Consider the following 25,012-nt stretch of genomic DNA (forward strand, 5'->3'; position numbering starts at 1 on the left):
AAAGCCCGCTTTTTTTTGGGCGTTGCTGAATGGAAATATGGATTTGTCTCACGCAGAGGCGCAGAGTCGCAGAGAGTAAAATTTGAAATGTGGAATTTTTAAATTTTATGTTCTAAGCTGTTATGCATTTAATTTGTACAACATTTACCTGATGACTGTTAACCGTCAACAGTCAACAGTTAATGACCATCAAGAGTGTTTATATACTTTAGACGCGCATCAGCTTAATTCAGCAACGCCTGAATCGTTATATTGCCAAGGCTGGACGATGATCAATCCAAGGGTTAGCTGCTTCTAATTGTGCTGCTAGGCTAATCAAGGTGGCTTCAGCCGCAGGCTTACCAATGAGCTGCACACTTATGGGTAATCCATTACTATCAAAACCTACAGGAATTGCGATCGCAGGTTGTCCGGTGGCATTAGCTGCTGGACAAGGAGCCACCCAACGCACAATATTTTGGAATGTCTCTTCTGGACTGAGATTAGCCCATTCGCCAATGCGGATGGGTGAATGTAAATAAACTGGTAATACCAATACGTCTACGGTATCGAAAAATGCCACAATTTGCCGTGCGGCTATCTGCATTTGGGAAACCGCTTGCAGGTATTCAGGAACAGAACCGGTGCGTGCAAATAGCCAGCGATTCACAGGTTGTAACACCTCAATAGGTAGTCCTGATGCTGCTATGCCAGCTTGCCACACGGCTTGAAACGGTTCAACTAAGCTGCTGAAATCAGGACATTTCTCTTCAACTTTATGACCAAGCTGTCCTAATAACTGCACTGTTGCCAGGACACCTTGCTGACAGTTAGCATCAGCTTCGCCCAGGGGAGGAATATTAGTAGAAAAGGCAACTCGCAAAGCACCAAGTTTTTCTTGAGTGGCGGCGAGAAATGATGTTTCGGGGTCTGCTAACCAGTAAGGATCGCCTGTGACATAGCCAGAGATAGCATCTAAGAGGGCAGCTGCATCAGCTACAGTCCGGGCAATTGGCCCATTGGTGGCAATTCCTGCATGGCGATCGCCTAATGGTGCTTTACTCACCCTTCCCCGTGATGGTTTGATGCCTACCAAACCACAACAAGCCGCAGGGCCGCGAACCGAACCACCACCATCAGAACCTTGAGCGATCGCACATAATCCCGCTGCTACTGATGCTGCTGCACCGCCACTAGAACCGCCTGGGGTATATTCTAAATTCCACGGATTTCTGGCTGGAGGAAATCCTGTCGGTTCGCTGTAAGGAAATGAACCTATTTCTGAAGTTGCTGTTTTACCCAGAATAATAAACCCAGCTTGCTTAATCCGGGTAACAACTCCATCATCATATTGAGGAATATTATTTAGTAAAGCTGGATTTCCGTATGTACAAGGTACACCAGCTACAGCGTTAAGGTCTTTAATAGAAATCGGTACCCCAAAAAACGGCGGTAGTTCTGAGGTTGTTGTCAGCATTTGGGTTTTGGCTGTAGCATCTGCGATCGCTAATTCTGCCGTCACCGTAAAATAACTTCCCAATTGAGGATTTAACTGCTGAATCCGTTTTAAATATATTTCCACTAACTCTAGTGGTGATACTTCCCGGCAACCTATTAAGCGTGCCAACTCTAGTGCTGGGGTAAAAGCTAAATCAATTTCATTCATAAAATTAGTTATTGGACTGTTTTGTCTTCTTCTACAAGTTTCAAACTGGACTTGTTACTTTAGCAAAATTTCCGGGAACTATAAATCTATCGCTCTTAAGATTTCTCAATTAGCCAGGATGCTTAGCTTCAACCAGGTTGGTTAAACTCCTAAGTACACTGCAAAGACATTTGAATTGTTTCACATAACCTTTTTACAAATCCCCAAGGGATATTTATGGCTGACCTAGAAAAACTTGTTAATGAATTACCAAAACTTATTTATAGCCTGAATTTAACTATTGGTAATTCGCACGAAATTATGCAACAAATTGCCCTAATAAATCATGTTCAAGAACAACTACACAATATTCAAAAGCTAATTGTTCAAGAATTAAGGTTTGCTAAAATTAAAAATGCTGCAATCAGTACATTACCTCGAATCAGTAAAGCAGACAGCTTGTTGATTCCTAGTATTGATTTAGAACATATTACTGTTAATAATAGAGCCACCTTTATTATAAGGAATTTTGGTAACTTAGAAACAAAAATATCATTAACTGATTTACAAATAAAAATTGATAGCTGGACTGAATGGGGTAATTTGCTTCAGGCTTTAGCCGCAGATATTTTAAGTGATCCTCAATTAGTAAATCAACTTAATTCTAATATTAATGACCCCAGTATTCCAGCTAAATTTACAGAATTAAATAAGATATTAGACCATAATTTAGTATCTAAAAATCCTATTAATTTAAAACAGCAATCTCTACATATAATTAATATTTCACAAGATATTTTAGAAGTAAAACAAAGATTAAATTATGTTATTACTACTATTAAAAATAGTCATAGCCTATTGACTATCTTGCTAGGTATATCCTCATTTTTTGGGAAATCTGGATTTACTTTAGAATGGTTGGATGATGAACACGAGTTAATTATATCTAGTGATGGTAAATTTCAAGAATTAACAGAGATTATTAGTGACTGTGAATTATTTCAACAAGAAATTGATAGTTTGCTCTTACGAAGTAAAAATTTAAAATTACAAGCAGAACAAGCCTTAATTAATATTGAACAAGAAAATCAGTCAAAGCAAGATGCTCAAAATACAGCAAAATTAGCGCCTCAATTTGTAGAAAAAAAACCACAAAATTTTTTTATTGTAGGACGTTCAATTTCACTTGTAGCCTCAAGTTTAGTAGTTTTAGGTTTTGGCGGCTGGATTAGTAAGGATAAAATTCCCCATTTTCAACAACAAAGCGCGATTGCCAGTCAGGAAGCCAGTGCAGTTACTAATTTTACATCTGCTTTAAAACTCGGTACAGAAGCTTCTGCTTTAGTGCAAAGTCCACCCCATCCTCTAATAGTGTGGCAACAAGCAAAAACCAAATGGCAGCAAGCAATTAATTTATTAACAAGTGTTCCTGAAGAAACATCAGTTGCTGTCAAAGCAAAACAGAAATTAATTCGCTATCGAATTAACTACAATGCTATTAGCCAAAAAGTTTTAGTTGAAAAAAAAGCATTAGCAGACTTGGAATCAGCTCATAAGTTAGCAATAGAAGCTGCTTTTTTTGTCCAAACTTCGCCTAATTCAGTATTAGTTTGGCAGCAAGCTAAAGAAAAATGGCAGCAAGCAATTAATTTATTAGAAGCTATTCCAGCAAGTACTGCTGTTTCTCCACAGGCTAAGGAGATGCTTGCTAGCTATAAAACTAATTATGCAGCCATTAGTGCCATAGTTAAAAACTAAACTTTCGTGCGATCAGTTAAAATTTCATAACCAGTTTCTGTGACTAAAACTGTATGCTCAAACTGGGCTGACAAAGCATTATCTACAGTTACCGCTGTCCATCGGTCAGATAATGTCCGCGTGTGCTTAGAACCTGCATTTAAAATTGGTTCAATGGCTAATGTCATCCCCGCACGGAGTTTCACATTCGGCATGTACTGAGTCCGAAAATTAAAGACTGAAGGTTCTTCGTGCAAGTTACGACCTACACCGTGTCCGGTAAACTCTTCTACCACACTAAAACCATTAGCTTTTACATGGTCTTCTATTGCCCCAGCCAAGTCAAGTAAGTATGCACCCGCCTTGACTTGTTCAATACCTTTATAAAGAGATTCTTCAGCTACGCGAATTAATTTAGCAGCTTCAGGAGTCACTTCACCCACGGCAATTGTAATGCAAGAATCACCATGAAACCCTTGATAATAAGCACCAGTATCTACTTTTAATACATCTCCAGTCCGAATTACTTTCTTCTTACTTGGGATACCATGCACAACTTCATTGTTAATACTGGAGCAGATAGAACCAGAAAAACCATGATATCCCTTAAAGCTTGGTGTTGCATCCATTTCTCGGATACGTTTTTCTGCATAAGCATCCAAGTCAGCTGTAGTCATTCCTGGCTTGACATACTCAGAAATTTCTTTGAGTACAGTAGCCACAATTTTTGCTGATTGCCGCATAATTTCAATTTCGCGCGGCGATTTAATTTCAATACCTCGGCGTTGTTTTTTTGCAGGTGTAGGCTTAGCTGGTTGAGAAAGTAAGTTACTGAAAATGTTCATGGGAAGTTAATAAATTACCTGTATCTTGGCGCTACAGTGGTAGTGTTTTTTCTAGATTAGTTGAGAAATAATATCTATATTTACGTTAACTTATTTTTCGACCCATACTCTATTTGTGAAAATGGGCATGGGGTATCTGTGTCTATATTGGAAATATTCTTGTACTTATATAGTAGTTAATTGCTGACTACAATCTCTCCAGTCATACCTGCTTCTGTATGTCCCGGTATTGAACAGCGTAAGCTATAGTTTCCTGACTTTAGCGGTACAAATACCCATTCAGCCTCGCCATCTGGCTTCAGTTCTAGTTCGTGGATGGCTCCTTTAATTTCTACTTTGCCCGCTTCGACTTTTTGTGTCCAGATGTCATCGGCAAAATCCTTAGCAGTAAAATAGTGCTTCAATTGACTGGGATTGGTCAGATGAAGTTGGTAACGTTTGCCAGCTTTTAATTCTAGGTGATTTGGTTCAAACTTAAGTTCATTGGCAGTATTGCCTAAACTAACTGTGATTTTTGTCGCTGGTTGTTTGAGTAAATCACCAGATAAATTTGCTGCCATTGCAGGAGTGGCACCGATCAAACCTAGACACAGCAATAATAATAACTGAAGGATAAATGCTTTCATCTTCTACCTGATACTTTGGTCTGCTACAACAGCTGGCCCAGCCGTCACCACTACAATTTTATCTGGATGGAGTAACTCACGAGCTGCTTGATTGACTTGGGCAAGGGTGACTTTCTGGATTTTTTGAGGAAAATAACTCAGTTCTGTTTCATTCAATCCGTACACCTTATTCTTCAAAATTCTATTTGTTAATTCTTCTGGATTTGCTAGGGAAACGTTGTAGCTGCTAACGAGGGTATCCTTAGCTGTTTTGACATCTAGTAAAGTGACACCTTGGCGATGAATTTGCTGTAGTATTTGACGGGTACTAGCGATCGCTTTATTCGCATCTTCTGGGCTGGTTTGCATTTCAATCCAAAATGTGCCAGCGTTCTTTTCTGCTTGAAAATAGCTATAAATTCCGTAGGTCAAACCTTGGCGATCGCGCACCTCTGCTCCTAGTCTACTGGATAAGGTATCGCCTCCTAAAATCTGATTTAATACTAAGGCTGCATAAAACCGGGGGTCTTGACGATTAATTCCTGTGTAACCCATATAAGTAATGGCTTGGGACTTACCCGGTAAGACTGGATTTACACGCACTACACTTTGTGGCATTGATACAGTAGGATATTTTAAATTTGGTGGTTGACCACTAACTTTCCAATTACCAAATGCTGTTTTCATTAGCGATCGCACTTTAGCTAAATCAAAATCTCCTACCAATACTAGTACTGTAGTATCCGGACGGTAATGTTTGGCCTTGAAAGCAATCAAATCCTCACGCCTAATCTGTTGTAGGCTTTTTTCTGTGGGAAAGGTGTGTAAGGGATGTTTTTTTGGATAAACCGATTGGACAAATATTCTTCTGGCTACTTCCAATGGGTCATCTAATTCTAGTTTGAGAGTGGTTAAAGCTTGCTGACGGTTCAATTCTAATTCTTTTTCAGGAAACGTACTATTTTTGACAGCATCCGCCAAGGTTTGAATCAAGATAGGCAAGTCTGTTGCTAAACTATTACCCTTGATACGCATACCTTCACGGGAAACTTCAAAATTGAGGGTAGCTCCGCGTTCTTCCAATGCTTTAGCAAGAGTCAAGGCATCTTTGGTTTTAGTGCCACTCATTAAGTTATTTGCCACGAGAGATGCCAGTCCGGCTTGCTCATCGGAGTCAAATTCTTTACCTGCCTTGATATTACCACTTAAGGTAATGGTGGGAGTACTCTTATCTGGCAAAAGCAATACCTGTAGACCGTTAGCTAATGTAAATTGTTGTGGTATTGAGTGCTTAACAGCATCGGTTGCCAAATCCACAGTTGGCAAATACTTTGCCACTTTTGATGAAGCTATGGCTGTATTGTCAGATAAATGTTCCTGAGTTTGTGTTGGTTGCGGTTCGCCATCTATTTTTTTTACCTCTTTGGTTTGCTTGAGGTTTGGTTCAAAAAAGCCTACTGTGCGGGCTTCTATTTTGAGGTATTTGTTGAATACATCCATAACATCTGCCGCCGTGACTTGACGAACGGCTGTTAAGTAGCGGTCTGTATAGCGATAATCACCAGCAGTTGTTTGATCATTACCCAATTGCATAGCCTGACTGGTGATGTCACGGTTATTCAAAATTACAGCAGCTTCTAACTGTGTTTTGGCTCGGTCTACTTCTTCTAGTTTCACTCCTTTTTGAACCAGATTAGCGATCGCATTATTTAGTGCGGCCTCAATTTTTGTCAAATCTTGATTAGGAGCAGCCTTTACTAATAACTCGTACCAACTTGATTCTTGCAAGGTGGCAACATAAGCTGTCAATTCATTTGCTAAACCTGATTCTATTAATGCCTGATATAGGTAAGAATTTCGCCCCTCTGTCAAGATGTAATCCATTACATCCAACGCTGGTATATCTGGGTGATTTATATCTGGTAGCGGATACACCATTTGCAACAGCGCTGCGGCTCCATGTTCTCGCAAAATTATGGGAGTGGAGGATGGGGAACAAGAGGCAGAGGGGCAGGGTGCGGGGTGCAAGGGGGAGTTTGAAATTACTTCGCCCTTATTCACTCTGCTTAACAATCTTTCTTCTGCCCCCTGCCTCCTATCTCTGTTTGGTAGTTTGCCAAAAATCTCTTTAACCGTGCTGAGAGTTTTTTTCGTCGATAAATCTCCGACAACTATTAACACAGCATTATCAGGACTGTAGAAATTTTGATAATACTTCCGAACCTGCTCAACTTGAAACTTCTCAACATCTGCTTTAGTACCTCCTACAGGCAACCCATAAGCATGATTGGGAAATACCGCCCGCATCACTGCGCGGTTTAGGCGATATTCAGGGCTATTTTCGTAACCTTGCAATTCAGAAGTTACTACCCGCTTTTCATTTGCTAGATGTTCAGTATCAATCAAAGCATTTTGCATTCTATCTGCTTCCAGCACCAACAGCGCTTTGAGCTTGTTTTTTTCTACAGTGCCGTAATATGCAGTTTGGTCATAGCTGGTAAAGGCGTTAGAATCGCTGCCTAAAGCACTAAACAATCGTCCAAATTGAATCGGACGGCTTTGCGTGCCTTTAAACATCAAATGTTCCAACTGGTGAGCAATGCCATTTACTCCTGGTTCTTCGTTGCTTGAGCCGACTTTATACCACATTTGCACACTCACGACTGGCGCAGTATGTACCTCCTTGATTAAGACAGTCAAACCATTTTCCAACACTGTCTTGTGGACGTTTTCTGTCACTGCCAAATGTTTTATATTGTTTGCAACTAATTTTGCTTGGGTATTTCCCTGTCTAGATATGGTTGCATATTGACTATAAGCAGGTTGATCACTGAGGAAAAATACCGCGATCATCCAGAGACTCAAAAGTAATAACGAAAAACGATATCGATACCCAACAGAAAACACAGCCATGATTTTGGTAGATGTATGCAAATCAATTTATATATTTATTTGCAGTGATGACAATAGTCTAATATTTTTGAGTAATTTGTTACATCGGCGACACTACCAAAAAAAATTGCTTTAATAATAAAAGTATATAAAGAAACAAACTCAATTAATTGAGCTTGGCTAACAATCGAATAAATTCCAAGGGCAAACCATCAGTATCAGCGATGAAAGCGACTTCCCAAATGCGATCGCCTATCTGCTGCTGTGTCGGTTCCAAAAGCACTTTCAGGGGTTGCAACTGTTCTGGCTGACTTTCTGAGGCTAATGCCATACGTTCTTTCACACTTGCCAGCCAGCTAGGCAAATCTGCTGTGATCTCAGTTACATCAAATGAGAGATGATAGTACCCTACATAATGTTCGTCTGCAAATGCATCTGGGGCTGGTTTTGGTTCTGGAATTTGGATTAATTCAATTCTGCCGCCCAATCCTTCCATCCAACAAGCTAGGGTGTAGCCTGTAGTGAAGCGTTCACAAACTGTAAACCCCAACTGTTCATAAAAGGCGATCGCTCGATGAATATTTGCAGTCCGAATAGAAGCGTGATGCATAAAAAAAGGAACTAGAGGCTAGAGACTAGGTTATAAAATAGTAGGTTGAGTTAAACACAGTACAACCCAACAAAACAACGCAAATGTTAGGTTTTCTGGCTTGAAGCGAGTGACGTTTGAGAAATTACGCATTATAAACCAATTTGCCCAACCTACAACTACAACTAATCCCTAATTCCTAGCCCCTAGCCCCTAGTTTATCTACTCAAATAACCTGAAATAAGGGTAGCGCACAGGAACTCCCGGCTCTTTTTCCAAATCAAAATTAATCACTTCCCAACAGGGATCTTCTGATGGATCAGGACTAAAATCTACAGGTAAGCCGTATAACCTTGCAGATGTCGCTTCTGGCTGTCCAGAACGCCAAGGCGTGCTGCGTTCTAAATAGCCACCCATCAATTCGTGATAACGTCTAGCAATTATTACTCTCGTTGCTCGGTAGCCCTGAGTATACAATTTATCTAGTGCTTCGTGAATTTCAAAGCGAATGCCATCGGGATGAGTATGTTGCCGATACCATTCATTATTCCACCTCCGCCAATGGCGGCCAGACTGGAGATGAATCAATTCCCCTGTTTTAGGATTAGCTTCAAAAGCGCCATGACGAGGACATAGATAAGTATCTGTTAGTGTCAATGCCGGAATAGTCTGACGACAGTGGGGGCACTGAATTTCAGGGCCAAATATGGGGTACTGCAAGCCTGGATTCATCATGAAGTGCATACAAACATAGTTTAGTCTTTACCAGCACCATTGGGTTATATTTTACACTTCGGCTCCGTTAGTTTGGGGAATTTGCTCACCGTTGCAAAGACATAGAGTTGCACCGGGAAAAATTTTCACTAGGTTTTTCCTCATTGTAGAGGCTTGACACCGTGATATTCTGGTTGTACGACCAGCCTCAAAGGTTGGAGTTTTTCCAGTGTTCCTGGGTACCATATTCATATTCTATCGTGTCTACCGCTTCTTACTGGCCATCTGTCGATTTTTCTCAAGCAGCCTTTGTTGCAGCTAATGCTGTTGTGATTGGTTCAGTAAACATAGCAGCAGGAGCAAGCATTTGGTATGGAACAGTGATTAGGGGAGATGTAGAACGCATTGACATTGGTGAATGTACAAATATTCAAGATGGAGCAATTCTACACGGTGATCCAGGTAAACCAACAATCTTAGAAGATCACGTTACTGTGGGGCATCGTGCTGTGGTGCATTCTGCTTATATAGAACGTGGTAGCTTGATTGGCATTGGCGCGATAATTTTAGATGGGGTACGAATAGGTACTGGTAGTATTATTGGTGCTGGTGCAGTGGTTACTAAAAATGTACCTCCCTTATCTTTGGTTGTGGGCATTCCTGGTAAAGTGTTGCGCCAAATTACAGACCCCGAAGCCGCAGAACTTATCGAACACGCCAAGCGCTACCAAAAGTTAGCTTTGGTTCATGCTGGTAAGGGTACTGATATCGGCTTTAGTTCAGTTTGAAAAGTGGGGAAGCAAAGAATACAAGGGGGAATTGTTGAACCAGTTGTCTCCCCAGAGCAAAGCATGGTTACTCAAGCGATCGCGTGTTGTTTTAAATTGATAACGACCAAGGCGGCAGCACTTACTTTTGTGCTTAATCATCTGATGATGAATAGCTACACCATCTATCCCAAGGCGAAATTTCGTCAGTAACGAAGAGTGACGAGTAAAGCTTTGCTAGAAAAGGAAGCTTGTATGAAGATCTTGAATAAAACTCAGCTTGACGAAGAAAAGCATCAAAAGTACGTATTTGAATAGTTTGTGAGTCCTTGTTAAAGTCTGCTTTATAGGCTTGCTTGCTTAAGTCTTTCCTGAGTTCAGATTCTCGTCCAATAATGATGACCCCAAAGGGTGAAGTAAACGATTTCAATCCCAATGCTTCTCGAATAAATCCTTGATTTTCTGTGCAATAGCGAATGTAATCTCTTACTTGACTAATGCCGCTAGCTAGTTCAGCAGTTTCAACTGGACGACCATCTTTATCTTTCTTATAGATTTGATGCTTAGGTGACTTCAGATCTACAACCCACCATGTAACTCCATCTGAGTTGTCGCCAGCGAAAAGGTAATCAGGAATTTTTCCAGTTCCATTTACAAACCCCCCTGGCTTTATTTTGGCTTGGGGAATTATCCAAGTGTTATGATGACCAGTACGGAAGAAACTAGAAGTGAACGAGAGCAAAGAAAGCCTACGCCTTAAAAAAGAGTCAATTTCGGTTTCACCAACATTTCTGCGAATCAAAGAAATCAATTGCCCAAGATCGCCCTCTTGAAAACTATGAGGATCAACCTTGTATTCCTTCGGGGGATAGTCAGCTTCTTCGGCATTAGCAAAGCGCATCGTTGAGGCTCCGATTGCAGCAAAATCAATAGCTCAGAAATGCTAGCACAAATGTTCTGGTTCTCACCCTGGGGCCTTTAATCAGCCATCCTGTTGAACGGGCCATTTCTATTGTCAAAAACCGTTATCAGCAGTGGTTTGACCAACAGGACACGGCAAATTATTGTAAGCAACTGTTGCATTCCGAGGGAATTATTCACTTCGGTAGTCTGGCGCTAATTTTGACTGGGGCATACTACCTGTTTGTTGACACTCAATGGTTCTTGGGAAGTTAAGTTCATCATTGTCGAGAATCTGGTGATTATTGGCTTTAGCCCGAATGGCACTAAGAAAAGCTCGAAGTTATTCTGCTTTATCAGCATTACTTGTCTACGTTGTCTGTTTTCTATGCCCCATTTTCAGTATTTTAAACATTCTTTACACATAAATTTGGAAAAATTGCCCACTTCAGCTAAAAATAAAAATGAGAGCAGTTGACAAAACTTTAATTTCTACTGAGTAGAGGGACTCTAGATATGGATATCGATTTTCGTGTTGCGATCGTTTTAGCACCAATTGCTATTGCTGCTGGTTGGGCTGTGTTTAATATTGGTGCTGCTGCTTTAAGACAAGTTCAAGGCTTTTTGGATAGAGAAGCTTAAATTTAGTTAAAATCATCAATATTCAACCGACTGTTTCTTCTTACAGAGGCAGTCGGTTTTATTAATATAGGGATTGAGCATAGGGCTTAGGGTATAGGAAAATTCTTATTCCCCTGCTCCCCCTGCTCCTCCTACTCCCCCTGCTCCTATTCTGTGGATATCAATTCTTTACTACAACCATTTCAACGCTTTGGTGTCCACCTGGGACTCTCACGCATTGTCAAATTGTTAGCAAATCTTGGCAACCCCCATCACCAAGTCCCGGTGATTCATGTTGCTGGTACTAATGGCAAAGGTTCTGTTTGTGCTTATCTTTCCTCGGTGCTGACTGAGGCTGGTTATCGTATAGGGCGCTACACTTCCCCTCATTTAGTTGATTGGACTGAACGTATCTGCTGTAATGAACAGCCAATTTCCTCTGAAGAATTGAGCGAACTATTGCAACAAGTCCAAGCTGCTATTAGCCCAGATGACGAGTACCCAACTCAATTTGAAGTAATTACCGCAGCTGCTTGGTTATATTTTGCTCAACAGCAAGTTGATGTAGCAGTAGTAGAAGTGGGATTGGGAGGACGCTTGGATGCTACTAATGTTTGTGCCCATCCGTTAGTTACGATTATTACTTCCATTAGCCGTGAACACTGGCAGCAACTAGGCCCTACCATTGCTGACATTACCAGAGAAAAAGCAGGTATTCTTAAACCTGGATGTACGGCTGTAGTGGGGCCATTACCACCAGATGCTCAAAAAGTTGTGCGATCGCGTGTTCAAGAATTACAATGCCCGATAATCACACCTCAACCTGCTCGTCAAATATCTTCAGGATGGGCAGAGTATAAAACCATTGAAAATTCAACATTAATTAAATACCCATTACCACTACAAGGACAAATTCAGTTAACTAATTCGGCTTTAGCTTTAGCTGCTTTAGAAATTCTCCAAAAACAGGGTTGGCAGATTTCCGAAGTAGCCATTGTCAACGGTATGGCTAAAACTAAATGGCCGGGTCGAATGCAATGGACTAATTGGAGAAACCAGAAATTATTAATTGATGGCGCTCATAATCCAGCCGCCGCCCAAGCATTGCGAAATTATGTAGACGCTCTAAATCCTCAAAGCATAACTTGGATTATGGGGATGCTTTCTACTAAAGAACATGCTGATATTTTTAAAGCTTTACTACGTCCAAATGAGCGATTGTATTTAGTCCCAGTACCAGATCACAGTTCGGCTGATCCAGTTGAATTGGCAAAGTTAGCTAGCGATATTTGTCCAGAATTAAATGTTTGCAGTTCATATCCAGATTTATTATCAGCCCTAGAATCAGCTTTTACTTCGACAGATAATTTAGTTATTTTATGTGGTTCTCTCTATTTAGTAGGATATTTTTTAGGTACAACATAAATTACATTGAAAATCGGACTAGCCATTGTTAAGGTAATTTTGCATTCTCTATAATTTTCCCTAGTTAAGATACTAAAAGAACGTGAGTTCGATGAACCTCTCCCGGACAGCCTCCCTTTCCGAAACGGAAAGGGAGGAGCAACGTAAAATTGAGCTTTTTGCTCCCCTCTCCGTGTCGGAGAGGGGTTGGGGGAGAGGTCAAATAAGACTTGTCGAACTCACGTTAAAAGAGTAGTAATTTCGCCCCCAAAAATAACCATGACGGAAAAACAGACGCGGCGCAATTTCTTAATTACTAGTGTTGCCGTTACTGGCGGTATTGTAGCAAGTACTGCTTTACAGCAAAATCCTAGTAATACTGCTGTGCCGCCAGCAATGATGCCAGAACGTTTATTGGGACGCACGCAAGTAAAAGTACCTATTTTCGGATTGGGAGGAGCAGGACACACGCCGCTATCCTGGCAAGAAAAAGAGCGTGATGCTGAAGCAATTATTCAAAAAGCGTTGGAACTTGGTATCCGCTACTTTGATACCGCCTCTAGTTATGGGCCAAGCGAAGATTATTTAGGTAAAGTGCTACCACCGCATCGCCCTCAGCTATTTTTAGCTAGTAAGACTGATAAAAGAGACCGGGATGGTGCATGGCGAGAATTGGAGCGATCGCTTAAACGTCTCAATACAGATTACCTGGATTTATGGCAGTTGCATCATGTGTCTTTTGTCGAAGAACTAGACACTATCTTTGGTGCATCAGGTGCAATTAAAGCTTTAGAAGAAGCCATAGAGCAGAAACTTGTACGCTTCACCGGGATTACCGGACATCATGACCCTGAAGTGATTGCTCAAGGGTTGCGTCGCTATCCCTTTGATACTACTTTGATTCCCGTTAATGCCGCCGACAAACACCATCCACGTCCTTTCATTCCTGTCGTTTTACCAGTTGCTCAAGAAAAAAATGTCGGTGTGATTGCGATGAAAGTTCCAGCTTACGGTCGGCTATTTAAGCCGGGTGGGTTAGCAGGTATGGAACAAGCTTTGGGATACACAATGTCTCAGCCTGGAGTTCACTGTTGTGTGATTGCGGCTGAAACATTTACACAATTGGAGAATAATGTCAAGATAGCGCGTGCTTTTCAGCCCCTCAAAGAACTAGAATTAAAAGCGATCGCTCAACGTGCAGCCAGTATCTGGGAAGATAGTACATTCTACCGTGCTTGGACTTAGTGCCACCTTGCAGATATTACAAAACAAGTCGGGGAAGCCGCCCAAGGCACTTCTCTTCTCTAAGAGACGCTACGCGATCGCAGAGCTTTTCGCTGTCTTGAAAAGTTGGGCGCACGGAAACCGTGACGCGCACACTTTTCGCTGTGGGATTTTTAATTTTTAATTTTTAATTTTTAATTCCCCCTACGGGGTGACGTTCTAGGCTAGCTTCGATTGTATTGGTTAACAAATGACCTGCCATCACACCACTGCTGAGATAATATGCATCATCTGAGATGCGATGCATGGTTTCAAAGCCACTACGACGTTGGCGATCGCTCAGTACCCAATAACGCTGCACAATGGTATCTAGACCAATCCAGCCTTCGCCTTCAACCTGACCCAAAAGATTATGTTGGAGTAAAAAAGTATACTGACGCGCTCCTTCATGCAAACGTCCTTTGTATTGCAGCGAAATTTCGGAGCGATCGCTACCTGGAAATATCAGCTTGGTGGCCATAGTAAACCAGTTATCTCGATTCCAAGCTATCAAGGTCATACCTTTAACGTTGATTGGCATACCATGACGATCCAGCCAACTTCCTTGTATTGTCCAGCGTCCTGGTTCTAATAAAAAAGTGTGAGCCACCTTCTATATTCCTTGTCTTGTTCGAGTACCGCCAAGACTCAAAGATATATTTGAAATATCCAAATGTCAGGCGGTAATATGAGTGCGGTGTAAATTAATTAACAAGACTTGGATGAATTTCTCCTAAAAGCATTTCTTGGGGTGCGCCAGTAGCAGCAGGTAGATTTCCAGGAATACCCAATTGCCGCCAATAAGCTAAAACTGCAAAGGCGATCGCTTCTTTAAAATCTGCATTCAAGCCGACTTCATCTGTAGTTAAGACTGGTATGGATGGTAACAATAACTGTAATCTTTGTTGCAAATAAAGATTGCGACTACCGCCCCCGCATAGTAGTACCCGCTGCGGCATTTGCGGTAAAAAAGTTTGGTAACTGTGAGCAATTGAAGCTACTGTGAGTTCTGTGAGCGTTGCTAATATATCAGCTGGGCTAAGTTGATATGCTTCGGCATCTTTTAAACACTGATGCAGGTAAGCCACACCAAATAATTCTCGACCAGTAGACTTAGGCGGTGGTAGATGAAAGTAATCTTGACTCAGCCATTGTTCTACCAATGGATTACAGGGAGTGCCACTTGCTGCCCATTTGCCGCTTTCATCGTAGGTTTCAGCACCAGCAGTTAAATGATGCACTGCCAAATCCAACAAACTATTAGCTGGGCCGGTGTCCCAACCGCGAATTTTAGCCAGCCAGTCATCACGACGAGGGGGAATATAAGCTACGTTCCCGATCCCACCTAAATTCTGCACACAGCGCCCTTCTTGAGGATGACTGAGTAAAAAAGCATCTACTCTAGGCACTAAAGGCGCGCCATGTCCACCAACTGCAATATCAGCAGCACGGAAATTACTTACAGTGGTAATACCCGTGAGGTGGGCAATCAAATCACCGCGACCAAGTTGCAGACTGTAACCAAGTCGTAAGTCGGGAGGAGTTTTCTTACCTATTCCTCGACTTTCAGGTGGTCGATGGTAGACAGTTTGACCGTGGGAACCAATTAAACTTGCACTTTGGTGGTTGAGTTGAATATTTTGGGCAGCTTGAGCAAAGGTACAAGCGATCGCATCATCTAATTCTGCCAATTCTGGGATTGAAATAGCTTCTCCAGCGCCAACTGCCAAGATTTTTTCTTTCAACTCAGCAGGATAAGAATATGTTTCCCCTGCTAGTAGTTCAATTTTGAGATCTAATTCTGTACCAGAAATCTCTACCAAGGCAGCATCTATACCATCTACAGATGTGCCACTAATTAAACCAATAACGCGAACCGGGACAGCAGTTTGTTCAGTTGGAGGCATTGCAACAGACTCTTTTGTTGATTGCAAGGGGTAGTTTAATTCATGCCGCTAGTGATGTCAAAAAGAATCAGGGAGCATCACTGTTAATACTGGCTTAAGAGACTATTTATAAAGTAAATCTGGCGTTGCATAAATGCGGGATGATTACCTCACGCAGAGGCGCAGAGGCAAGCCACCTCTGTGCGGGGGTTCCCCCCGTTGAGGAGAGTGGCGCGCAGAGAAAATAAGGAGTTTGAGATTTCAATACGTAAATTTCATCCCTTGATTAAGCAACGCCGTAAATCTTAAGTAGGGTGCGTTAGGCGCTTAAATTATCCTTTTTGTGACCAATCATATCTAAATATGCGCCATAACACACCCTACAAAAATTGTATTTTTACTTTATAAATAACTTCTAAAATGTTTTTTCACTAGCAATAATATGCAAATCAATATTTTTAAGTAAGCGTACCAGTTTTTGAGTTAACGAACCTTTGAGGAATAATTGCCAACGAGAATGCTGGCTTTCGCCAATGACAATTTGAGTAATGCGGTATTTTTCAGCGACTTCGGCGATCGCCTGAGCTATATTATTATTTGTAACTCGTAGAAAAGTTCCTGCAAATTCTTTACATAGTTTTTCACAAGTGTGAATGTGTAGACTTTCTTCTTTGGTGAGGAAGCGGTCTGAATTGGCTACAAATAAAACATAAAGCGGAGCATTCATGTAGTTAGCTAATCTAGCACCCCGGCGTAACAATTGCACTGAGTTAGGATAAGTAGAGATACATACTAAAACCCGTTCGTGGATATTGCAAAATTGACCATTGGGAGTTGTAGCAATTGCATTTTCTTCCACGCTGTCTGCGACTTCTCGCAAAGCTAATTCCCGCAGAGCAATCAAGTTACGCCGTTGAAAAAAGTTGGTGAGAGCTTGTTGGATTTTTTGGGGTGCGTAAATTTTGCCTTCTAATAACCGTTCTTGTAGCATCTCCGGTGTGACATCTACTACCACAACTTCATCTGCTGCTTCTAAAATGCGATCGGGAACGCGTTCTCGTACTACTATGCCAGTAATTCTTGCTACCAGGTCATTGAGACTTTCCAAATGCTGCACATTCATAGTGGAGTAGACATCAATACCTGCGGCTAAAATTATTTCTACATCTTCGTAGCGTTTTTCTCGTTGGGAGCCAGGGACATTGGTATGTGCTAGTTCATCGACTAACACTAACTGGGGTAGTCGCTTTAAAATTGCATCCGTATCCATTTCCGTCAGCATCAACCCACCACGAGGAACTTGTTTAAGGGGTACAATTTCTAGCCCCTCTGCCTTTTGGGCTGTCTCTTTGCGTCCGTGGGTTTCTAAAAGCCCAATAACAACATCAATTCCTTCTTGTTTGAGGGCGATCGCTTCTTCCAACATGCGGTATGTTTTACCTACCCCTGGAGCCATGCCAATAAAGATTTTATGCTTGCCCCGTCGTGCTGCTTGCATAGAAGAATTGACCGAAGTTAAAGGTATAATCCTAGCCGAACCATTATTAAGATTATTATCCTCCATGCTAGGGTGTTGACTTTGTGGGAAAATCCCTCAAAAAAGTTCATGCAAATTATGTGTCGTCATCTGAAGTTGAAAATACAATTTTTCTTTTTGAGAGCATCGACTGACCAAAAGCTTCAGATGCCCAATCCTTAAGGTCAATATAGCGAATACTTTCTAACGCCTGCTTGACTACAGAAGTTGTCAAATTCATCGTACATAAAAAAATACTTAAAATCATCACTTAATGAAAAGACACTTAATTTTCCAATTAATTAAAATCATGAAAACCTCCGCTAACGACCTCGTTCAGCCGCCGCTAACAACTTCTCGAACTCAACGAAAAGACTCTATACGGTCGGTGTGTAACGGGATTGTTAGCCTGCACTACGTCAACGCAAATGTAAGATTCTCAGTCACTTAGGAGCGCTTTGGCGATCGCTTCAATCTGATTCACAATCACCGAGATATGTCCTTCATTTAGATACATCACCAGCTTAATCGTCGGGAGAGTCGCAGCAATTCGCTTTACCAGATCAAGCGGAACATTCCTATCCTCTTCACCATAGAACAATGTCAACGGCATCCGAATTTCATCTAAACTAAAGTCCCATTTTTTGAAGTAAAGCTGAAGATCCCAGGCGGTTCCTTGTGTTCCTGAACGAAGTCCCTCGTTCAAAGCCTCACAGCTTTTCTTGATCCGACCTGGCGATTTTAATACCGCGTAATCTGCTGCCGGAAGTCTTTTCTTTAAAGTTTCTAATAGTTTGTCTGGAGAACCATTAAGCGATCGCTGTGTCAATTTCATTGAGGCTTGATACAGCCAGGGAAAATACTTGATTAAAATCAAACTCCAACGGTTGTATTTCAGCAAATCCGCAGTTGTAAATTCCCATGATCCTGAAACGATCACGGCTGAATGTAATCGATTAGGAATCTTTGCAGCACAGGCAGCAGTATAGCCGCCTCCCGCCGAAACACCCAACACTGAGAATTTGTCTAACCCCAAGGCATCGGCAAGAAATGTGACATCCTTCGTCCAATCAGAAAATCCGCGATTCGGTTGGAAGTCTGACTGTCCTATTCCCGGACGATCTGGCGCAATCAGTCGTAAGCCTAATCGGATAAATACTTCATCGCCTAACAACAATGGCTCTAAACGAGAAGCTCCGCCACCATGAAAGTAGAAAACGGGATGCCCGTTGGGGTCGCCATACTCTGCATAGGCTAACCGTCGATTGTCGGGTAGGGTGAGAAGATTCGTACTTTCCATAGCAGCGTTCTTTAATCGTAAACTGAGTCTGGCATCTCATTATCTCTCAACTAATAACCTTGACACATAACTTTGCAGGCTCACATTCCGCTTCACCCGCCGCCAGTAGCCTCGAAATTCTAACAGATCAACTTTATACGGTCGGGTGCATGGGCGTTGTTGTGCCGCGATTATGCAAATAGCGGTGAAGTGTCTATACAGAATCTGACCGAAGTTACTAACCCCTCTTCATTGCGATCGGTAAAAGCAACGGCTTGAATTGTAATTGCCTTCCCAATTACTCATTGGGAGTTCTCGTCTTTTGAATCATCTCTTGGATTGTTTCGGTTTCACCAATTTCATAAAGACTAATCAAATTATTCTCAATGGTAAAGATTTGCTGAATTGTTGCATCCGCGAGCAAATTGCCTTGCAAATCTCTGACGATTTGATGAACGGTAACGACATTTCGATTGTTTTCATCCGTCTCGAATTTTAAGGTTTCAAGCTGCACTTGAATAACCTTATATTGATTAGTCCAGTATTCGCGCACCGCGTCGCGTCCATAAACGAAACCGCCTGACACCCCGTTCGCCCATTTCACGTCCGGGTGCATCACCGAGATGATTGTTTCAATCTCGCCTTTGTTGAAGGCTTCGTATAAATTTTGCAGAAACTGCTTATTTGAACTCATAATTGCTCACCATCCGATACGAACGTCATTAAAACAAGAAAGCAGCCCAACATTTCGGTTGAGCGGTAGCTGCCATCGGCTTGCTCCTTTTACAAAGAAATTTAAATATTTACCAACCGTTTTGACAAAAGATGAAGTTTTAGCAATTATTCAAAAATTATCCGGCGTACATCAACTTTTAATTAAGTTACTTTATGGCACAGGATTACGCTTAACTGAAGAACTGAGTTTAAGAGTTAAAGATGTTGATTTTGCCAAAAATCAAATTATTGTGCGCGACACAAAGGGAAATGACGCAAGGCACTTCTCTTCTCTTCGAGACGCTACGCGAACGCAGCGCTGTGTCACCATGCCCCATGCCCATAGTTATTGGTTTTGTTGACGATTAATATCTTGCAAATCAAGAGCATAATTTAATCGCAGAACATTGACTCCTGGCTCGCCAAAAATCCACAAAAATCTCCCATCAGTATATTTATTAACTAAAGGTACTATTTCGTCTTCTTTGATTCCACGGGCACGGGCAACTCGTTCTAATTGCTGCCATGCTGTTTTTAAAGAAATATGTGGGTCTAACCCAGAACCAGAAGTATAAATTAAATCGGCTGATGGCTGAATATTTTCTTCGCCAAATTTATTTGCTTGTTCAACAATTCGGGTTAGTAGTTCTGGATTGCTGGGAGCAAGATTACTAGCACCCGAAATACCAGTTGGTCTGGCTTTTTTCCCTTGGCTATATCTCACCGCACTGGGACGACCATGAAAATATTTCTCAGATGTGAAATTCTGCCCAATTAAAGTTGAACCAATCGGTTTAGCGTTGATATTTACCATGACGCTACCGTTAGCTTGAAAGGGAAAAGCAGCTTGACCTACTACCAGGATGGCGAGGGGATAAATGATTGCTGTCAGCAACCAAAGCACTAGAGTAATACGAATTGCTCTAATAGTTTCTCGAATAAAAGACATAAACACTTTTCTACTTATTTTTAGAATTTAATTTGATAATGTTAATGTTTTAGAAGCGTTCTGGTTGAAAAACGACAACAAATAAATAAATGACAAGTGCCAGAGTCACTGCTCCTAAGATACCAATTGCCCAAGTTGAAGGACGCGATAGTGTGTCATCGGTAGCGGCATAAACTAATGGTACAATTGCTAAATTAAAGGACAAAAAAATAAAAATAGCGAATGAAAGTTGTTGTCTGCGCCGCTGTAGCCAAATAAAGGAAATCGATAAAAAATTCCTTGTTAAATCAACTCGTTTCATGATTGTCTTTTGTATTTAAGTCCTAGTCTGCCATTTTGGCAGTTATGTTTGATTTTTCAATTACCTAAGCCAATCCCACTACAGTAATCAACATATCTATCAACTTAATGGCAATAAACGGTGCTATCACTCCACCCAGTCCATAAATTAAGATGTTACGTTGCAGCAGTTGATTAGCCGTCAGAGGTCTAAACTGTACACCTTTCAAAGCTAAGGGAATTAAAACGGGAATAATCAAAGCATTATAAATCAGCGCCGATAATACAGCAGAATTAGCACTAGTCAAATTCATAATATTCAGACTTTGCAGATTAACAGCGGCAAATATCACTGGAATAATTGCAAAGTACTTAGCAATATCGTTAGCAATAGAAAATGTAGTCAATGCTCCACGAGTAATCAACAATTGTTTGCCAATACTGATGATATCAATCAGCTTTGTGGGATCAGAGTCTAAATCTACCATGTTGGCTGCTTCTTTGGCAGCTTGAGTTCCTGTATTCATGGCTACGCCCACATTTGCCTGTGCTAGTGCTGGAGCATCGTTAGTACCATCTCCAGTCATGGCAACTAATTTACCTTTTGCCTGTTCTTCTTGAATGACACTAATTTTTTCTTCTGGTGTGGCTTCGGCAATAAAGTCATCTACTCCTGCTTCGTTGGCAATCACCGCTGCGGTAATTCGATTGTCTCCAGTTAACATAACTGTATGAACTCCCATCCGTCGTAACTGGTCAAAACGCTCGCGGATACCAGGTTTAACTACGTCTTTTAGATAAATAACACCGTAGATGTCGCTATCAAGGCAGACTGCTAAGGGTGTACCTCCTTGTCGGGAAACTTGTTCATAAGCTGCATCTAGTTCTGGGGTATCGTCTCCATTACGGGAACGCACAAAGCCTTTGATTGCTCCTACTGCTCCTTTGCGGGCTTCACGTCCACCATACAAGTTTGTACCACTCATGCGGGTTTTGGCGGAAAATGGCACTCCTTCTGATTGGTTAGGGTCAAAGTCAAATCGTGCCCCTAATCTTTGTGCCAGTCGGACAATTGATTTTCCTTCAGGTGTATCATCAAATACACTAGCTGCCAAAGCAATATAAGCTATTTCTTCTATTGAGTGGCCGTTGATTGGGATAAATTCTTCTGCCAAGCGGTTGCCGAGGGTAATTGTACCTGTTTTGTCAAGAATGAGGGTATTGACATCTCCACAGGCTTCTACTGCTCGTCCTGAAGTGGCAATGACATTAAATTGGGCAACTCTATCCATGCCGGCAATGCCAATGGCACTGAGTAAACCGCCAATGGTTGTAGGAATCAGTGCCACCAATAGGGCAACTAAAATTGGTACACTAATGGGGCTTTTGACATAGTAGGCAAATGCGGGCAAAGTTGCGACGACAAAAAGAAATACTAAGCTCAAAATTGCTAGCAACACCGTCAAGGCAATTTCATTTGGTGTCTTGCTACGTTCTGCCCCTTCTACTAAGGCAATCATCCGGTCAATAAAGCCTTTGCCTGGGTCAGTGGTGATGCGAATAATCAGCTCGTCTGAGATAATTCGTGTACCACCAGTTACAGAACTGGCAACATCTGAGCCTGATTCTTTTAAGACTGGTGCTGATTCCCCAGTAATTGCCGATTCATCGACTGAAGCAACACCCATAATCACTTCCCCATCCGCAGGAATAATATCACCTGCTACTACATAGATGTTGTCACCTTGTTGAAGGCTAGTGGAAGATACTTCAGTAATTGTGCCATCTGGGGCAAGTTTTTTGGCGGTCGTCTCTGATTTAGTTGAGCGTAAGGCATCGGCTTGGGCTTTACCTCGCCCTTCAGCTACAGCTTCCGCAAAATTGGCAAACCAAACAGTAAAGAACAAAATCCCCGTCAATAAGCCGTTAAAAAGTTGCGGGTTCTTCTGTTGGGTTGGGCCGAATAAGTTGGGATCAATTGTTACCGATAAGGTAATTAGTGTCCCTACCCAAACCAAAAACATCACTGGATTTTTGATGGCATTTTTGGGATTAAGTTTAACAAAAGCATCTCTAATGGCTCTGAGGTAGATGCCTTTAGTATTAATCCTAGCTTTTTTGCGTGATTGGCGGCGATCGCCAGGACGAGAACGAAGTCTAGCTTTAGAGGTAGATGCAACGGGATTCATAATGAAGGCTGAAGTGTGAAGTATCAAGTGAAGCAATGAAGTATAAATTGAAGTTAAAGTCTCGTTTTTAGCCTTCATCCTTTTATTAGCTACCAGAGGCGAGTTTAAAACCTTCGGCGATTGGGCCTAAAGCTAAAACGGGAAAGAAGGTCAAAACCCCTAAAATGAGAACTACTCCAGCTGTAATAGTAGTAAATAGCAAAGAATCGGTTTTCAAAGTACCAGGGGTTTCTGGGGTTGTTGGTTTGCGAGACATGCTATCTGCCAAGAGTAGGATGGCAATAATTGGGATATAGCGTCCTACCAAAATACTGAAACAGGTACTGAGATTCCACCAAAGAGTGTTATCCGCTAATCCCTCTAAGCCAGAACCATTATTTGCTCCAGCTGAAGCATACTCATAAACTACTTGAGAAATACCGTGAAAGCTAGGGTTAGTAATTCCTGATAAAGAGACAGGATAAGCCAAGGCGATCGCACTGGGAATTAAAATCACAATGGGGTGAATCAGCAGTACTACACTGGCAAGGACAATTTCTCGCTTTTGGATTTTGCGCCCTAAAAATTCTGGGGTGCGTCCCACCATCAGTCCTGTGAGAAACACAGTCAGAATTAGATAAATGAATAAGTAAGCTGTTCCTGTTCCTTGACCTCCCCAAATCATCTGGAGAAATAAGTTAAATAGAGTAGAAAATGTCCCTGATGGCATTAAAGAATCGTGCATCCCATTGACAGCACCGCACATAGTAGCGGTAGTCATAACTGACCATAGTGCTGTTTGTGCCCAACCAAATCTAATTTCTTTGCCTTCTAAGTTGGGCTGTTCTGATCCGAATATGGGATTGACTAAAGGATTCCCTTGTTGTTCTCCACCCGCTGTTACCCAAACCAAAATCACAAAAACCACAAACACCATCCAAAAAAGCAACCAAGCCTGTTTAATGTTTTTGGCGAATACACCGTAGGTGTAAATCATGGCTGCTGGGATAGAAATCATGGCTATCATTTCTATTAAGTTAGAAGCGCCATTGGGATTTTCAAAGGGATGTGCAGAGTTAACGCCAAAAAAACCACCACCGTTTTCACCCAACATTTTGATCATTTCAAAGGATGCTACTGGGCCTCTAGCTATATATTGTGTTCCTCCCTCCAAGGTTTCCACAACTAAGGTTTCGCCTAGGGTTTGTGGTACACCTAATAAAACTAAGGCGATCGCCCCAATCACTGCGATCGGCAGTAAGATTCTAGTGATAGCACGGGTGAGATCAACGTAAAAATTACCCAGTTTTTTACTTGTCAATCCCCGAATAAAGGCAATTCCTACAGCTAAACCAGTTGCAGCTGAAGTGAACATTAAAAAACCTAAAGCGGCTACCTGGCTAAAATAACTTAAGGTTGTCTCGCCTGTGTAGTGTTGCTGGTCAGTATTTGTCACAAATGAAACGACTGTATGCAATAGTGTATCCCAGGTAGGCGTACTGAAGCCATTAGGATTCCAGGGTAATAATCGCTGAAAGTAGATCAGTGAATATACTAAAATACCCATTAACAGGTTGCTATACAGTATCGCCCGTGCATACTGCCAACCCGTCATATCATCTTTCCTGCGGACACCCGCAAGCACGAACAAGCTCCGTTCTATAGGATTCATTAAAGGATCAAGGAGCGTCTTTTCTCCCAAGAAAACACGCGCCATGTATCTCCCTAAAAGAGGAGTGATTGCTATCACGATACATAGGGTCAAGCCAATTTGTAAAAAACCTTGTGCCATTTATTTTGCGCTCTATCCAAGTGCAGTTATAGAAAGCTGATTATTTAGATATAAGAAATTAACTACTTGGCAATTAGATTGCCACATATTTAGCCCTGAGCGTAGTCGAGGCTTTAGCAATATCTCATATAAACCCAATTCATTTATCTGGATTTACTTGTTTCAGTCACTACTATTTTTTAGGTATTTTTTAAAGTTTCTGTCAAGAACGTTTAAATTTTACTCTTAGTCATCTATCTTGAATATTAATATTATTTGTCGATAGGAAAATTTTCTCGAAACGAGCAATTTTCAACTACACCATTAAGTAGGATATTTTTATTCTACAAATATAAATATAGTATCCTTTGATACAATTTTGCTTATGCCCCAATTTAAACGGAATTAGCCAAGGATTATATTGCATATTAAACGTTTTGGGGAAAAATAGTCACAATTTAAAAGTAATTAAGCTCATCCCCTGTACTA

At 41.4% G+C, this 25,012-nt stretch carries 24 protein-coding genes; 6 read left to right on the top strand and 18 right to left on the bottom strand.

What is annotated here, in order from left to right; genetic code table 11:
* Positions 1-247 precede the first annotated feature (247 nt).
* Positions 248-1,645, bottom strand: coding sequence for an amidase (locus I8751_RS04745; RefSeq protein ID WP_214438022.1), 1,398 nt, complete (start codon positions 1,643-1,645; stop codon positions 248-250).
* Positions 1,646-1,861: 216 nt separating this feature from the next.
* Here I8751_RS04745 and I8751_RS04750 point away from each other — a divergent pair, with 216 nt between their 5' ends.
* Positions 1,862-3,382 carry a hypothetical protein gene (locus tag I8751_RS04750; RefSeq protein ID WP_214438023.1) on the top strand — a complete coding sequence of 507 codons (1,521 nt, stop codon included), beginning with the start codon at positions 1,862-1,864 and terminating at the stop codon, positions 3,380-3,382.
* Here the strand turns inward: I8751_RS04750 and map are convergent.
* The 6 genes from map to I8751_RS04780 form a co-directional block, all read right to left on the bottom strand.
* Entirely contained in the window at positions 3,379-4,206 is an 828-nt protein-coding gene (gene map, locus I8751_RS04755; protein ID WP_214438024.1) for a type I methionyl aminopeptidase, read from the bottom strand. The two genes, I8751_RS04750 and map, sit on opposite strands and share 4 nt — an antisense overlap.
* A gap of 176 nt (positions 4,207-4,382) precedes the next feature.
* Positions 4,383-4,832 carry a plastocyanin/azurin family copper-binding protein gene (locus tag I8751_RS04760; RefSeq protein ID WP_214438025.1) on the bottom strand — a complete coding sequence of 150 codons (450 nt, stop codon included), beginning with the start codon at positions 4,830-4,832 and terminating at the stop codon, positions 4,383-4,385.
* A gap of 3 nt (positions 4,833-4,835) precedes the next feature.
* Positions 4,836-7,724 (bottom strand): M16 family metallopeptidase, encoded by a 2,889-nt coding sequence (locus I8751_RS04765; protein WP_214438026.1) that lies wholly within the window; start codon positions 7,722-7,724, stop codon positions 4,836-4,838.
* Between the two features lie 145 nt (positions 7,725-7,869).
* Positions 7,870-8,313, bottom strand: coding sequence for a VOC family protein (locus I8751_RS04770; protein ID WP_214438027.1), 444 nt, complete (start codon positions 8,311-8,313; stop codon positions 7,870-7,872).
* A 201-nt stretch (positions 8,314-8,514) separates the two neighbouring features.
* Positions 8,515-9,024, bottom strand: a complete 510-nt coding sequence (locus tag I8751_RS04775) for a TIGR02652 family protein (protein WP_449658057.1) — start codon at positions 9,022-9,024, stop codon at positions 8,515-8,517.
* A gap of 54 nt (positions 9,025-9,078) precedes the next feature.
* Positions 9,079-9,252 (bottom strand): hypothetical protein, encoded by a 174-nt coding sequence (locus tag I8751_RS04780; protein ID WP_225893969.1) that lies wholly within the window; start codon positions 9,250-9,252, stop codon positions 9,079-9,081.
* Between the two features lie 14 nt (positions 9,253-9,266).
* Here I8751_RS04780 and I8751_RS04785 point away from each other — a divergent pair, with 14 nt between their 5' ends.
* On the top strand, positions 9,267-9,794 hold the full coding sequence (locus I8751_RS04785) for a gamma carbonic anhydrase family protein (RefSeq protein ID WP_214438029.1): 528 nt from the start codon (positions 9,267-9,269) through the stop codon (positions 9,792-9,794).
* Between the two features lie 133 nt (positions 9,795-9,927).
* Here the strand turns inward: I8751_RS04785 and I8751_RS04790 are convergent, their stop codons facing one another.
* Positions 9,928-10,674 (bottom strand): Shedu anti-phage system protein SduA domain-containing protein, encoded by a 747-nt coding sequence (locus I8751_RS04790; RefSeq protein WP_214438030.1) that lies wholly within the window; start codon positions 10,672-10,674, stop codon positions 9,928-9,930.
* 515 nt (positions 10,675-11,189) lie between these two features.
* On the opposite strand from I8751_RS04790, the gene I8751_RS04795 reads away from it, so the two are divergent.
* The 3 genes from I8751_RS04795 to I8751_RS04805 all read left to right on the top strand — a co-directional run bounded on the left by I8751_RS04795 (position 11,190) and on the right by I8751_RS04805 (position 13,943).
* The gene (locus I8751_RS04795) at positions 11,190-11,315 is read left to right on the top strand and encodes a photosystem II protein Y (protein ID WP_214438031.1); all 126 of its coding nucleotides are present in this window, start codon (positions 11,190-11,192) and stop codon (positions 11,313-11,315) included.
* A 153-nt stretch (positions 11,316-11,468) separates the two neighbouring features.
* Positions 11,469-12,719, top strand: a complete 1,251-nt coding sequence (locus I8751_RS04800) for a bifunctional folylpolyglutamate synthase/dihydrofolate synthase (protein WP_214438032.1) — start codon at positions 11,469-11,471, stop codon at positions 12,717-12,719.
* A gap of 258 nt (positions 12,720-12,977) precedes the next feature.
* Positions 12,978-13,943 (top strand): aldo/keto reductase, encoded by a 966-nt coding sequence (locus I8751_RS04805; protein WP_214438033.1) that lies wholly within the window; start codon positions 12,978-12,980, stop codon positions 13,941-13,943.
* Positions 13,944-14,109: 166 nt separating this feature from the next.
* Here the strand turns inward: I8751_RS04805 and I8751_RS04810 are convergent, their stop codons facing one another.
* The 6 genes from I8751_RS04810 to I8751_RS04835 form a co-directional block, all read right to left on the bottom strand.
* Entirely contained in the window at positions 14,110-14,571 is a 462-nt protein-coding gene (locus I8751_RS04810; RefSeq protein ID WP_214438034.1) for a hypothetical protein, read from the bottom strand.
* A 94-nt stretch (positions 14,572-14,665) separates the two neighbouring features.
* On the bottom strand, positions 14,666-15,868 hold the full coding sequence (locus tag I8751_RS04815; RefSeq protein WP_214438035.1) for an anhydro-N-acetylmuramic acid kinase: 1,203 nt from the start codon (positions 15,866-15,868) through the stop codon (positions 14,666-14,668).
* Positions 15,869-16,262: 394 nt separating this feature from the next.
* Complete coding sequence (locus I8751_RS04820; RefSeq protein ID WP_404800417.1) at positions 16,263-17,345, bottom strand: universal stress protein; 1,083 nt, start codon at positions 17,343-17,345, stop codon at positions 16,263-16,265.
* A 115-nt stretch (positions 17,346-17,460) separates the two neighbouring features.
* A complete protein-coding gene (locus I8751_RS04825; protein WP_214438098.1) occupies positions 17,461-17,604 on the bottom strand; it encodes a hypothetical protein in 144 nt (47 codons plus the stop codon).
* Positions 17,605-17,802: 198 nt separating this feature from the next.
* Positions 17,803-18,663 (bottom strand): alpha/beta fold hydrolase, encoded by an 861-nt coding sequence (locus I8751_RS04830; RefSeq protein WP_214438037.1) that lies wholly within the window; start codon positions 18,661-18,663, stop codon positions 17,803-17,805.
* A gap of 277 nt (positions 18,664-18,940) precedes the next feature.
* Positions 18,941-19,336, bottom strand: a complete 396-nt coding sequence (locus I8751_RS04835) for a nuclear transport factor 2 family protein (RefSeq protein ID WP_214438038.1) — start codon at positions 19,334-19,336, stop codon at positions 18,941-18,943.
* Between the two features lie 121 nt (positions 19,337-19,457).
* On the opposite strand from I8751_RS04835, the gene I8751_RS30020 reads away from it, so the two are divergent.
* Complete coding sequence (locus I8751_RS30020; RefSeq protein WP_214438039.1) at positions 19,458-19,718, top strand: tyrosine-type recombinase/integrase; 261 nt, start codon at positions 19,458-19,460, stop codon at positions 19,716-19,718.
* Here I8751_RS30020 and kdpC read toward each other — a convergent pair.
* From kdpC to kdpA, 4 genes are all read right to left on the bottom strand, one after another.
* A complete protein-coding gene (gene kdpC / locus I8751_RS04845; protein WP_214438040.1) occupies positions 19,703-20,305 on the bottom strand; it encodes a K(+)-transporting ATPase subunit C in 603 nt (200 codons plus the stop codon). The genes I8751_RS30020 and kdpC overlap by 16 nt on opposite strands.
* Positions 20,306-20,354: 49 nt before the next feature.
* Positions 20,355-20,606, bottom strand: a complete 252-nt coding sequence (gene kdpF / locus I8751_RS04850) for a K(+)-transporting ATPase subunit F (protein ID WP_214438041.1) — start codon at positions 20,604-20,606, stop codon at positions 20,355-20,357.
* 64 nt (positions 20,607-20,670) lie between these two features.
* Positions 20,671-22,773 (bottom strand): potassium-transporting ATPase subunit KdpB, encoded by a 2,103-nt coding sequence (kdpB, locus tag I8751_RS04855; RefSeq protein WP_214438042.1) that lies wholly within the window; start codon positions 22,771-22,773, stop codon positions 20,671-20,673.
* An 85-nt stretch (positions 22,774-22,858) separates the two neighbouring features.
* Positions 22,859-24,544, bottom strand: a complete 1,686-nt coding sequence (gene kdpA / locus I8751_RS04860; RefSeq protein ID WP_214438043.1) for a potassium-transporting ATPase subunit KdpA — start codon at positions 24,542-24,544, stop codon at positions 22,859-22,861.
* Positions 24,545-25,012 lie beyond the last annotated feature (468 nt).

It is taken from the genome of Atlanticothrix silvestris CENA357, assembly GCF_016056295.1.
In the GTDB taxonomy this organism is placed as follows: domain Bacteria; phylum Cyanobacteriota; class Cyanobacteriia; order Cyanobacteriales; family Nostocaceae; genus Atlanticothrix; species Atlanticothrix silvestris.

What these genes read in the sequence shown, in the direction of transcription:
- I8751_RS04745 (WP_214438022.1), bottom strand. Translation starts at nt 1,645, where the DNA reads ATGAATGAAATTGATTTAGCTTTTACCCCAGCACTAGAGTTGGCACGC.
- I8751_RS04750 (WP_214438023.1), top strand. Translation starts at nt 1,862, where the DNA reads ATGGCTGACCTAGAAAAACTTGTTAATGAATTACCAAAACTTATTTAT.
- map (WP_214438024.1), bottom strand. Translation starts at nt 4,206, where the DNA reads ATGAACATTTTCAGTAACTTACTTTCTCAACCAGCTAAGCCTACACCT.
- I8751_RS04760 (WP_214438025.1), bottom strand. Translation starts at nt 4,832, where the DNA reads ATGAAAGCATTTATCCTTCAGTTATTATTATTGCTGTGTCTAGGTTTG.
- I8751_RS04765 (WP_214438026.1), bottom strand. Translation starts at nt 7,724, where the DNA reads ATGGCTGTGTTTTCTGTTGGGTATCGATATCGTTTTTCGTTATTACTT.
- I8751_RS04770 (WP_214438027.1), bottom strand. Translation starts at nt 8,313, where the DNA reads ATGCATCACGCTTCTATTCGGACTGCAAATATTCATCGAGCGATCGCC.
- I8751_RS04775 (WP_449658057.1), bottom strand. Translation starts at nt 9,024, where the DNA reads ATGAATCCAGGCTTGCAGTACCCCATATTTGGCCCTGAAATTCAGTGC.
- I8751_RS04780 (WP_225893969.1), bottom strand. Translation starts at nt 9,252, where the DNA reads ATGGTACCCAGGAACACTGGAAAAACTCCAACCTTTGAGGCTGGTCGT.
- I8751_RS04790 (WP_214438030.1), bottom strand. Translation starts at nt 10,674, where the DNA reads ATGCGCTTTGCTAATGCCGAAGAAGCTGACTATCCCCCGAAGGAATAC.
- I8751_RS04795 (WP_214438031.1), top strand. Translation starts at nt 11,190, where the DNA reads ATGGATATCGATTTTCGTGTTGCGATCGTTTTAGCACCAATTGCTATT.
- I8751_RS04805 (WP_214438033.1), top strand. Translation starts at nt 12,978, where the DNA reads ATGACGGAAAAACAGACGCGGCGCAATTTCTTAATTACTAGTGTTGCC.
- I8751_RS04815 (WP_214438035.1), bottom strand. Translation starts at nt 15,868, where the DNA reads ATGCCTCCAACTGAACAAACTGCTGTCCCGGTTCGCGTTATTGGTTTA.
- I8751_RS04820 (WP_404800417.1), bottom strand. Translation starts at nt 17,345, where the DNA reads ATGCAAGCAGCACGACGGGGCAAGCATAAAATCTTTATTGGCATGGCT.
- I8751_RS04825 (WP_214438098.1), bottom strand. Translation starts at nt 17,604, where the DNA reads ATGAATTTGACAACTTCTGTAGTCAAGCAGGCGTTAGAAAGTATTCGC.
- I8751_RS04830 (WP_214438037.1), bottom strand. Translation starts at nt 18,663, where the DNA reads ATGGAAAGTACGAATCTTCTCACCCTACCCGACAATCGACGGTTAGCC.
- I8751_RS04835 (WP_214438038.1), bottom strand. Translation starts at nt 19,336, where the DNA reads ATGAGTTCAAATAAGCAGTTTCTGCAAAATTTATACGAAGCCTTCAAC.
- kdpC (WP_214438040.1), bottom strand. Translation starts at nt 20,305, where the DNA reads ATGTCTTTTATTCGAGAAACTATTAGAGCAATTCGTATTACTCTAGTG.
- kdpF (WP_214438041.1), bottom strand. Translation starts at nt 20,606, where the DNA reads ATGAAACGAGTTGATTTAACAAGGAATTTTTTATCGATTTCCTTTATT.
- kdpB (WP_214438042.1), bottom strand. Translation starts at nt 22,773, where the DNA reads ATGAATCCCGTTGCATCTACCTCTAAAGCTAGACTTCGTTCTCGTCCT.
- kdpA (WP_214438043.1), bottom strand. Translation starts at nt 24,544, where the DNA reads ATGGCACAAGGTTTTTTACAAATTGGCTTGACCCTATGTATCGTGATA.